Source organism: Mesorhizobium sp. M4A.F.Ca.ET.022.05.2.1 (genome assembly GCF_003998845.1).
Classification (GTDB): domain Bacteria; phylum Pseudomonadota; class Alphaproteobacteria; order Rhizobiales; family Rhizobiaceae; genus Mesorhizobium.
This window is the reverse complement of sequence record NZ_RZOJ01000206.1, coordinates 1-10323: the sequence shown is the minus strand read 5'-3', so window position 1 is coordinate 10323 and position 10323 is coordinate 1. Positions and strand designations below refer to the sequence as shown.

The following is a 10323-nucleotide window of genomic DNA, read 5'->3' as shown; positions in this document are numbered from 1 at the left end:
CCAAGGGCCTGCTGATCTCGACCACCGGCGGCCGCGACCTCACCCTGTTCGAGGTCGACGAAGCCGCGACCCGCATACGCGAAGAGGTCGACCAGGACGCCAACATCATCCTCGGCGCCACCTTCGACGAGGAGCTGGAAGGCGTAATCCGCGTCTCGGTGGTCGCCACCGGTATCGACAAGTCGGCGGCCGAAATCGCCGCGGCACCGATCTCGATCCGTGCCGCACCGCAGAAGCCGGTCAGCCGTCCTGCCGCCCCGGTCGCGGAAAGCCGGCCGGCGCCGGTCCAGCAGCAGACCTATGAGCCGCGCGCCGCCGATCCGGTCGCCGAGGCGATCCAGCTTGCCGAAGCCAATGCCGCCGCGATGGCGCAGGCTCGCCCAGCGCCGACGGCGCATGCGGAAGAATTCCGTCCGCAGAGCAAGATCTTCCAGGCGCCACCCGCCCAGCCGCAGCCCATCGTCCAGCAGCAGGTGGTGCAGCCCGCGCCGCTCAGGGAGATGCCGCAGCCGGTTGCCGCCGCACCCCAGCGCATGCCGCGCGTCGAGGACTTTCCGCCGGTGGTGAAGGCCGAGGTGGAGGCCAAGAGCCGTCCGGCCGACCATGAGAACGGCGGTCCGATGGGGCTGCTGAAGCGCCTTACCAATGGGCTGACGCGCCGTGAGGAAGAGCCAGCCCGGCTGCAGCCGGCGCAGCCGCGCGAGCCGAAACTGCGCCAGGCGGCACCGGAAGTGCGCCGTCTAGCCAGCCAGGATCCGCAGCTCTACGCGCCGCGCCGCGGCCAGCTCGACGACCAGGGCCGGCTGACGCCGCAGAGCCGGGCCGTGCAGGACGACGACCAGCTGGAGATCCCGGCGTTCCTGCGCCGCCAGGCCAATTGACCGTTAACGGTTCGTAACAGTTGTTAACAGGCAGACAAGCGATTGTTTGCCTGTTAATATATTAAGTGCTGCAAAAACAAGGTGTTACAAACGCCTGCTTGCGTCCGATCGCGGTTACAGAGGGTAAGAAACCGTGATTTGGACTCTCCCGGCCGGACCATTATCTTCGCCCGAGCACTATCGGCTTGCCGGGATTCGGGGAGTTGGCCCTGCCTGCCGATCATATCAAGAGCCGCACGGTCTTGTTTATTTTGCCGCATGTATGCGCACGCCGGGTGATCCATCCGGCCGCAAAATACTCCAGGAAGCGATGAAGCGGACGCAGGCAGTATGGGCCATGGGGTTTGTCTTGCACGACTATCAGACGACACTAAAATCGCGCGCGACGCTGACGGGTACAGGCGTCCATAGCGGCAAGCCCGTCACCGTTCATTTTCTGCCCGCGGACGCCGATACCGGCATTGTCTTCCAGCTTTCCAATGGCGGCGAGAGCCGTGAGTTTCGTGCGCTTGTCTCCGAAGTCGGTGCGACCGACCTCTGCACCATGCTCGGCGATCCGGCGGGTGAGCACATCGGCACGGTCGAACATCTGATGGCCGCGGTCTTTGGACTTGGCGTCGACAATCTGGTCATCGAAATCGACGGCCGTGAGGTTCCGATCCTCGACGGCAGCGCCGTGCCCTTTGTCGAAGCCTTCGACCAGGCGGGCATCGAGACGCTGCCGGTCAAGCGCCGCTACATCCGGGTGGTCAAGCCGGTCCGCATCGAGAATGGCGCCTCTTGGGCCGAGTTCAGGCCTTATGACGGCACGCGCTTCGAGATCGAGATCGATTTCGAGAGCCCGGCCATCGGCCGCCAGCTCTTCGCCTCCGACATCAATCCCGACATTTTCCGCCGTGACATCGCGCGCGCCCGCACTTTTGGCTTCATGAAGGACGTCGAGCGTCTCTGGGCCGCCGGCTACGCGCTCGGTGCGTCGCTGGAGAACTCGCTGGTGATCGGTGACGACAACCGCGTCATCAACATGGGCGGCCTTCGCTATGCCAACGAATTCGCGCGCCACAAGACGCTGGACGCCATGGGCGACCTGGCGCTCGCCGGCGCCCGCTTCATCGGGTGCTTCCGCTCCTATCGCGGCGGCCACAGGATGAATGCGGCGGCTTTGCGTCGGCTTCTGTCCGACCGGTCTGCATTCGAGATCGTCGAAACCACACGTCGCGAGCGTGGTCGCAGCGCCGAAATGATTGCCGTGAGTGCGCCGCTCTACGCGCCCTGGATGATCTGATTCTTAACGATTTTCCGGCTTTGTGGCGGCCGACCCGGTGTTGCATGGATGCATCACCAGCAGGTGAAATCGTACCATTGCGGCGGCAGTGCCAAACCGCCACAAAAATGTGCGATTGGCCGGAGATAGCGTTGCCGGGCAAGGCGGTTATGGTCTATGGCTGCTGCCCCAGAGCGAAATGACGACTGAAATGACGCCGAAAGGGCGGAATCCAATCATGTTCTTCAAGCGAGTTGGTCAATCGAAAGCGCCGCGCCGGGCTGTTTTCCTGGCGCTTTCGGTGGTTGTTCCATCGCTCGTCCTGTCTGCCTGCATGTCCTCCGAGAAGGACGTCGACCTGTCGACCTATGTCGATCAGACCGAGCCGGCGGACGTCCTCTACAATCAGGGCCTCGCCAATCTGAATGCCGGCCGCCTGGACGAGGCGAGCAAGAAGTTCGACGCGGTCGACCGCCAGCACCCGTATTCGGAATTCGCCCGCAAATCGATGGTGATGGGCGCTTTCGCCGACTATCGCGCCGGCCACTACGACGAGGCGATCGGCTCGGCCAAGCGCTATCTGACCCTCTACCCGTCGACGGATGACGCCGCCTACGCCCAGTATATCATCGGGCTGAGCTACTACCGTCAGATCAAGGACGTCACGCAGGACCAGAAGGAAGCTCGCCTCACCGTGCAGACGATGCAGGATCTGGTGACGCGCTGGCCGACGTCAGAATATGTCGACGACGCCAAGGAGAAGATCCGCTTCGCCACCGACCAGCTTGCCGGCAAGGAGATGCAGATCGGCCGCTACTATCTCGAGCGCCGCGAATACATCGCCGCCGTCAAGCGTTTCCGCACCGTTGTCGAAACCTATTCCAACACTCGCCATGTCGAGGAGGCGCTGGCGCGCCTGACCGAAACCTACTACGCCATGGGGCTGACCTCGGAAGCGCAGACCGCCGCGGCGGTGCTCGGCACCAACTATCCCGACAGCCAGTGGTACAAGGATTCCTACAAGCTCCTGCAGAGCAATGGGCTTGAGCCGCGCGAAAATGCCGGGTCGTGGATATCCAAGGCCGGGAAGCTGATCACCGGCGCCTGACATCCGCGATGCTGTCCAGGCTGTCGATCCGCGATATCGTCCTGATCGAGAAGCTGGACATCGACTTCTTGCCCGGCCTCTCGGTACTCACCGGCGAGACCGGCGCCGGCAAATCAATCCTGCTCGATGCGCTGTCCCTGGCACTCGGCGCGCGCGGCGATGCAGCACTCGTGCGCCATGGCGCTGCCCAAGGCCAGGTCATTGCCGTGTTCGACGTGCCGCGCAACCATCCGGCCCGCGCGCTGCTTGCCGACAACGCCATCGAGGATGACGGCGACATCATCCTGCGCCGCGTGCAGACGGCCGACGGCCGCACGCGCGTTTTCGTCAACGATCAGCCGTCCAGTGTCACGCTGATGCGCGATATCGGCCATGTGCTGGTCGAGATCCATGGTCAGCACGACGAGCGGGCGTTGGTCGATCCGGGCGCGCATCGCGAATTGCTGGACAGTTTCGGCGGCCATCTCGGCGCCGCGCGCGCGACGGGCGAAGCCTGGCGCTACTGGCGCGGCTGCGAGCAGGACCTTGCCAAGCATCGCGCCAAGGTCGAGGCCGCGGCGCGCGAAGCCGACTATCTGCGCGCCTCCGTCGCCGAACTGGCGAAGCTCGATCCGCAGCCGGGCGAGGAGAGCGAGCTTGCCGAACTGCGCGCCACGATGATGCGGGCGGAAAAGATCGCCTCGGAAATCCATGACGCGCAGGACGTGCTTTCGGGACCGTCCTCGCCGCTGCCGCAGCTGGCCAGCCTGCTCAGGCGCCTGCAGCGCAAGGCGGGAGAGGCGCCGGGCCTGCTCGACGACGTGGTGAAGTCGCTCGACGAGGCGATGCTGTCGCTCGATGCGGCGCAGTCGGGCGTCGAGGCGGCGCTGCGCGCCACCGAATATGATCCGCAACGGCTGGAGAAGGCGGAAGAACGGCTGTTTTCGCTGCGCGCCGCCTCGCGCAAGCACAGCGTCGCGGTCGACGATCTAGCGCAGTTGCGTGACACGATGGCCGCCGCCCTCGCCGATCTCGACGCCGGCGAGGACCGCCTGCACGGCCTGGAGAAGCAGGCGGCAGCGGCGCGCGAAGCCTACGACATCTCAGCCGCGCAACTGTCCTCGCTTCGCCATGCCGCCGCCGTCGGCCTGACCAGGGCGGTGATGGCCGAATTGCCGGCGCTCAAGCTCGAACGCGCTGAGTTCATCGTCGAGCTGGCGAGCGATGCCTCGAGCCGGATGGAAGAAGGCATCGACCAGGTCGAGTTCTGGGTGCGCACCAATCCGGGCACCAGGCCCGGGCCGATGATGAAGGTCGCTTCCGGCGGCGAACTGTCGCGCTTCCTCCTGGCGCTGAAGGTGGCGCTGGCCGACCGCGGCTCGGCGCCGACGCTGGTCTTCGACGAAATCGACACCGGGGTCGGCGGCGCCGTGGCGGATGCCATCGGCCAGCGGCTGGCCAGGTTGTCGAAGCGCGTGCAGGTGCTGTCCGTCACCCACGCGCCGCAAGTGGCGGCGCGCGCGGCGACGCATTTCCTGATCTCCAAATCCGGCGGCACCGACAAGGTCGCCACCGGCGTTGCCGAGATGGACCGGCCGGCGCGCCAGGAGGAGATTGCGCGCATGCTGGCCGGCGCCACCATCACCGACGAGGCGCGCGCGGCGGCGGAGCGTCTGCTGCGCGAGAACACGGCGGCAGCCTAGGCTGCGTTGATATTCAGGTGAGGCCGGCCTGCGAACGGCGGCTTCCTGCGCTTCCGGTGCTCACGTACCCAAAAGTACGCTCCGCTCCGGTTCTCGGAAGCCACCCTTCTCGACTCGGCCTGACCTGAATCTCAACACATCCTGGGTGCTTGATTCTCCGTGCTTGGAATCTGAGTCAGGATATGGCTGCATCCTGCTGTTCAGGAATGATTTATTCGCAAGCCGACTCCCGGTCGGCGAATCCTGATTTATAGTGGCGCGCACAACTCAGGGACTGCCAAGCATGTCGGAAAAACCAGTCGATTCGCTGAGCGAAAGCGAGGCCGCACACGAACTGAAGCGGCTGGCGGCGGAGATCGCCGAGCATGACCGGCGCTATCACACCGAAGATGCGCCGACGATCTCGGACGCCGAATATGACGCGCTGGCGCGCCGCAACCTCGCGATCGAAGATCGCTTCCCCGATTTGGTGCGCGAAGATTCGCCGTCGCGTCGGGTCGGCGCGCCGCCGGCGGAAGGCTTTGCCAAGATACGCCATGCGGTGCCGATGCTCAGCCTCGCCAAGGCCTATACCGATGAGGACGTCGCCGACTTCATCGAGCGCGGCCGGCGGTTCTTCGACCGCGACAAGGACCTGGACATCGCCTTCACCGCCGAGCCGAAAATCGACCGGCTGTCGGCCTCACTGCGCTACGAACGCGGCGTGTTCGTGCAGGGTGCAACGCGCGGCGACGGCGCCGTCGGCGAGGACATCACCGCCAATCTCAAGACGATCGCGGATATCCCGAAGACCCTGAGAGGGTCGGGCTGGCCCGACAGCATCGAGATACGCGGCGAGGTCTACATGACCTATGCGGAGTTCGAGGCGCTGAAGGAACGCTCAGCGGCTGCCGGCGGCCAGGACTACGTCAATCCGCGCAACACGGCCGCCGGGTCGCTGCGCCAGAAGGATCCGTCGGTCACCGCTAGCCGCAACCTCAAATTCTTCGCCTATGCCTGGGGGTACACGACGGCGGACCCGGCTCCGACCCAATATGATTCGGTGCAGAAATTCGCCGAGTGGGGGTTCAAGGTCAGTCCGCTGATGGTGCGGGCGAAGTCGATCGAGGAGCTGATCGCGCAATACCATCGGATCGAGGAGCAGCGTTCGTCGCTCGGCTACGACATCGACGGTGTCGTCTACAAGGTCGACCAGCTGGAATTGCAGCGCCGGTGGGGGTTCGTCACCGGCGAGCCGCGCTGGGCCGTCGCCCACAAATTCCCGGCGGAGCAGGCGATGACCACCGTGCAGAAGATCGACATCCAGGTCGGCCGCACCGGCACGCTTGCGCCCGTGGCGCGGTTGGCGCCCGTTACGGTCGGGGGCGTCGTGGTCGAGAACGTCACGCTACACAACGAGGACTATATCAAGGGCCTGGACAGCAACGGCCTGCCGATCCGCGACGGTATCGATGTCCGCATCGGCGATACGGTGGTGATCCAGCGGGCAGGGGACGTCATTCCGCAGATCGTCAGCGTCGTCATCGACAAGCGTCCGGCCGATGCCGTGCCTTACGAATTTCCGCATACCTGCCCGATCTGCGGCTCGCCAGCGACGCGCGAGATCAACGAGAAGACCGGCAAGGAGGATTCACGCCGGCGCTGCACCGGCGAGCTGATCTGCGCCGCGCAGGCCGTTGAGGGATTGCGCCATTTCGTCTCGCGCGGCGCCATGGATATCGAGGGGCTGGGCGCGGAAAACATCGACCTGTTCTTCAACGCCGGACTGATCAAGACCGCCGCCGACATCTTCACGCTCAAGGACCGCCGCCCCGACGTCACCAGGGCCCTGGCCGGGCGGCGCGAGGAGCAGGCGAGGCTGCGCGAGGCCGCATCGGGCAAGACGCGCAAGAATGTGCGCAGCGCCGAGGAGCGCAACTATGAAGGCCTCGACAAGCTGTTCGCCGCGATCGACGCGCGCCGCGAGCCGGAGCTGGACCGCTTCATCTTCGCCCTCGGCATCCGCCATATCGGCGAGACGACGGCCGCCGTGCTTGCCAGGACCTTCTCGACCATGGAAGAGCTGATCCGTGTCGGCAAGGAGACCGCTGCGGCCGACGATCCGCACGACGTCTTCCCGTCGATCAACGGCATTGGCGACACGGTGATCGGCGCGCTGCGCGATTTCTTCGGCAATGAACGCAACGACGACGTGCTGGAGGCACTGCTCGCGCAGGTGCATCCGAAGCCGTACATTGTGGAAATCTCGGCCGGCAGCGAAGTCTCCGGCAAGACGGTCGTGTTCACCGGCTCGTTGGAGAAGATGACGCGCTCCGAGGCAAAGGCGATGGCGGAACGTCTCGGCGCCAAGGTCGCGGGCTCGGTTTCCGCCAAGACCGATCTCGTCGTGGCCGGCCCGGGCGCCGGCTCGAAGCTGAAGGATGCCACTGCGCTCGGCATCGAGGTGATCGACGAGGACACCTGGCTGCAGCGGATCGGCAGGGGCGGCTGATGGCCGGCGCGTTCAAGGGGTTTGGCCAAAAGGCCATTCCGTTCCTCAAGGCGCTCGACTTCCACCAGAACCGGGAATGGTTCCAGGAGAACCGCGACCTCTATGAGAGCGAACTGCACGAGCCGTTCTGCGATCTTGTCGAGACGCTGACCGAGCGTTTCGCCGCGGCTGGGCTCGGACTGCGCGGCGACCGCAAGAAGTCGCTGTTCCGCATCAATCGCGACGTGCGCTTCTCCAAGGACAAGCGGCCCTACAACCGGCATCTGTCGGCGATCCTGTCGCCTGATGGCACCAAGATGGAGCAGGGCGTTTTCTACGTGCATATCGGGCTCGAGCGGTGCTTCTCCGGCGTCGCCTGGTGGCAGCCCAGTCCAGAACTGCTGCTCGCCATGCGCAACGCCATCGCGGCAAGGCCGGAGAAGTATCGCGCGCTGGTGGCGGCGTTGAAGAAAAACGGTCTCGAATTCGAGACCGAGGACCGCATGAAGCGCACGCCGCGCGGCTTTGAGCATGTCACCGACAGCGACCTGGCCGAAGCCATCCGCAACCGGCACTTTTACGTCCAGCATGCAATCGATCCGGCCGGAATCCACTCGCCGGCGCTGGTCGACGAGCTCGTCGATTTCACCTTGCGCGCCAAGCCGCTGCTCGACTGGGGCAGGGCGATCCAGGGCAAGGCGCAATAGCGCGGAGCCTTGCTCGCGTGCACCGGTGATCATTTCCGCTGATTGTTCGGCTCAAGCGAATTGGTGTGACAAGGAGGGCGACGCTCCCTACATCAGGCCGTCAAAGGGAGCGATCCATGTCGGCGGAAGCGATTTCCGAAAGCAGTGCGAAGAGCGATTTCTGGGACGGCGTTCGGCTCTCGATGCCGGTCGTGGTCGCTTCGGCGCCATTCGCGCTGCTGTTCGGGGCAATTGCCGTCGACAATGGTTTCTCGGTCCTTGAGGCCTTCCTGATGAGCGCGCTGATCTTCGGCGGCGCCAGCCAGATGGTCGGTATCGAACTGTTCGGCCAGCATGTCGCGCCGTGGCTGATCGTGCTGTCGATCTTCGCCGTGAATTTCCGCCACGTGCTCTATTCCGCCGGCCTCGGCCGGCGCATCGCGCACTGGCCGGTGGTGCAGCAGGCGCTCGGCTTCTTCATCATGACCGATCCGCAATACGCCGTGTCGGAGGCGAGGGCGCAATCCGGCGAGACCGTCGGCTTTGCCTGGTATCTCGGGCTCGGCCTGCCGGTCTATGTGTTCTGGGTGATCGAAAGCGCGCTTGGCGCGGTGTTCGGCAAGCTCATTCCCGACACGCACGCGCTGGGCATCGACTTCCTGCTGCCGATCTATTTCCTCGGCCTCGTCATGGGCTTCCGCAAGCGGCCGCTGTGGCTGCCTGTGGTCGTGGCGAGCGCCGTTGCCTCCACCATCGCCTCCAAGACGGTAGGCTCGCCCTGGCACGTTTCCATCGGCGCCGTCGCCGGCGTGCTGCTCGCCGTCATACTGCCGCCGCATCACAGCGGCGTGGGGGAACGGCCATGAGCACCACTTTCTGGATCATCATCGCCGGTGCTGTCGCCACCTATCTCACCCGCGTCGGCGGCCACCTGGTCATCTCGCGCTTCGACAACGTCCATCCGCGCGTCGAGGCCGGGCTGAACGCCGTGCCGGCGGCGGTGCTGACCACGCTGGTCGCGCCGGCGGCGCTTGGCGCCGGTCCCGCCGAATGGGCAGCGCTGATCGTCGCCGCGGCCGTGTCGCTGCGCGGCGGGTTGATGTCGATGTTTTTGGCCGGTGCCGCTGTGCTGATACTGGCCAGGCAGTTCGCAGGGTAAGTTTCTGGTCCGAACTGACTGCCGGTTCAATTTCGTGCTTCTTTGGTGCGCGTCGGTGCCGCCCCTCATAGCCCTGCCGGGCATTTCTCCCCGCATAGTAACGGGGAGAAAGACGCCCTCATCGACAGTTTCGCCAATCGCTGACGTTGCAAGATAGCGCCGACGTCACGGTCAGCCCCTTCTCCCCGTCCCTATACGGGGAGAAGGTGCCGGCAGGCGGATGAGGGGCGCTGACCTTCCAAGTTGTTGGATTCAGATCTTGGCGTCGTGTGGCAGCGGCGCGGTCGCCTTCTCCAGCCAGGCCAGCGTCTCGCCGTCCAGCATAGGGCCGATCTCGGCCAGCACCCGCGCGTGATAGGTGTCGAGCCAATGCAGTTCGTCGCGTGTCAGCAGATCGGTGCGAACTAGGCGCTTGTCGATCGGCGCCAGCGTCAGCGTCTCGAAGCCATGCATGGCGATGTCGCCGCCTTCTACCTGCTCGGAGGCCGTGACCAGCACAAGGTTCTCGATGCGGATGCCGTAGGCGCCTTCCTTGTAGTAGCCGGGCTCGTTGGACAGCATCATGCCGGCGAGCAGCTTCTCGGTGCCGGTGCGGGCGATGCGCTGCGGGCCTTCATGGACTGCAAGGTAGGAGCCGACGCCATGGCCGGTGCCGTGGGCGAAGTCGCAACCATGCCTCCATAGCGCCAGGCGCGCCACGGCGTCGATTTCCGAGCCGCGCGTGCCGGCCGGAAAGCGCAGCATGGAAATGCCGATCATGCCCTTCAGCACCAGGGTGAAGCGCTCGCGCATCTCCTGCGTCGGCTCACCGATCGGTACGGTGCGGGTGATGTCGGTAGTGCCGTCCTGATACTGGCCGCCGGAATCGAGCAGGAACAACTCGCCATCGGCAAGCTTGCGGCTAGTGGCGCGGGAAACACGGTAGTGCATGATGGCGCCGTTAGGGCCGGCGCCGGAAATAGTGTCGAAGGAGACGTCGCGCAGCGGCATCTGGGTCTCCTCGCCGGTCTGCCGGCGCACCTCCTCGAGCCTGGTGACCACGGCGATCTCGTCGAGCGAGCCCGGCTTTTGCC

At 65.2% G+C, this 10323-nt stretch carries 8 protein-coding genes and 1 pseudogene; 8 read left to right on the top strand and 1 reads right to left on the bottom strand.

All coding sequences use genetic code 11. The annotated features are described in order from the left end of the window. The 8 genes and pseudogenes from EN745_RS21115 to EN745_RS21080 form a co-directional block, all read left to right on the top strand. Positions 1 to 881, top strand: a pseudogene (locus EN745_RS21115) (cell division protein FtsZ); the annotation flags it as partial. 337 nt (positions 882 to 1218) lie between these two features. Beyond that, positions 1219 to 2166 carry a UDP-3-O-acyl-N-acetylglucosamine deacetylase gene (lpxC, locus tag EN745_RS21110; RefSeq protein WP_126053904.1) on the top strand — a complete coding sequence of 316 codons (948 nt, stop codon included), beginning with the start codon at positions 1219 to 1221 and terminating at the stop codon, positions 2164 to 2166. 217 nt (positions 2167 to 2383) lie between these two features. Then, entirely contained in the window at positions 2384 to 3253 is an 870-nt protein-coding gene (locus tag EN745_RS21105; protein ID WP_126053905.1) for an outer membrane protein assembly factor BamD, read from the top strand. 8 nt (positions 3254 to 3261) lie between these two features. Continuing rightward, positions 3262 to 4935 carry a DNA repair protein RecN gene (gene recN / locus EN745_RS21100; protein ID WP_127422164.1) on the top strand — a complete coding sequence of 558 codons (1674 nt, stop codon included), beginning with the start codon at positions 3262 to 3264 and terminating at the stop codon, positions 4933 to 4935. A 283-nt stretch (positions 4936 to 5218) separates the two neighbouring features. Beyond that, positions 5219 to 7426, top strand: a complete 2208-nt coding sequence (gene ligA, locus EN745_RS21095; protein WP_127422163.1) for an NAD-dependent DNA ligase LigA — start codon at positions 5219 to 5221, stop codon at positions 7424 to 7426. Next, complete coding sequence (locus EN745_RS21090) at positions 7426 to 8112, top strand: TIGR02453 family protein (RefSeq protein WP_126053908.1); 687 nt, start codon at positions 7426 to 7428, stop codon at positions 8110 to 8112. Before ligA ends, EN745_RS21090 begins: the two co-directional genes overlap by 1 nt. 116 nt (positions 8113 to 8228) lie before the next feature. Beyond that, positions 8229 to 8957 carry an AzlC family ABC transporter permease gene (locus EN745_RS21085; RefSeq protein ID WP_126053909.1) on the top strand — a complete coding sequence of 243 codons (729 nt, stop codon included), beginning with the start codon at positions 8229 to 8231 and terminating at the stop codon, positions 8955 to 8957. Further along, positions 8954 to 9250: an AzlD family protein gene (locus EN745_RS21080; protein WP_126053910.1), complete on the top strand. Its 297-nt coding sequence runs from the start codon at positions 8954 to 8956 to the stop codon at positions 9248 to 9250. Before EN745_RS21085 ends, EN745_RS21080 begins: the two co-directional genes overlap by 4 nt. A gap of 252 nt (positions 9251 to 9502) precedes the next feature. Here EN745_RS21080 and EN745_RS21070 read toward each other — a convergent pair. Beyond that, positions 9503 to 10323: M24B family metallopeptidase (locus EN745_RS21070; protein ID WP_127422162.1), on the bottom strand; the 821-nt coding region annotated here is incomplete at its 5' end.

Bases quoted from the DNA above. Each gene is read 5' to 3' on its own strand.
- EN745_RS21090 (WP_126053908.1), top strand. From the start codon at position 7,426: ATGGCCGGCGCGTTCAAGGGGTTTGGCCAAAAGGCCATTCCGTTCCTC.
- EN745_RS21080 (WP_126053910.1), top strand. From the start codon at position 8,954: ATGAGCACCACTTTCTGGATCATCATCGCCGGTGCTGTCGCCACCTAT.
- recN (WP_127422164.1), top strand. From the start codon at position 3,262: ATGCTGTCCAGGCTGTCGATCCGCGATATCGTCCTGATCGAGAAGCTG.
- EN745_RS21105 (WP_126053905.1), top strand. From the start codon at position 2,384: ATGTTCTTCAAGCGAGTTGGTCAATCGAAAGCGCCGCGCCGGGCTGTT.
- lpxC (WP_126053904.1), top strand. From the start codon at position 1,219: ATGGGGTTTGTCTTGCACGACTATCAGACGACACTAAAATCGCGCGCG.
- EN745_RS21085 (WP_126053909.1), top strand. From the start codon at position 8,229: ATGTCGGCGGAAGCGATTTCCGAAAGCAGTGCGAAGAGCGATTTCTGG.
- ligA (WP_127422163.1), top strand. From the start codon at position 5,219: ATGTCGGAAAAACCAGTCGATTCGCTGAGCGAAAGCGAGGCCGCACAC.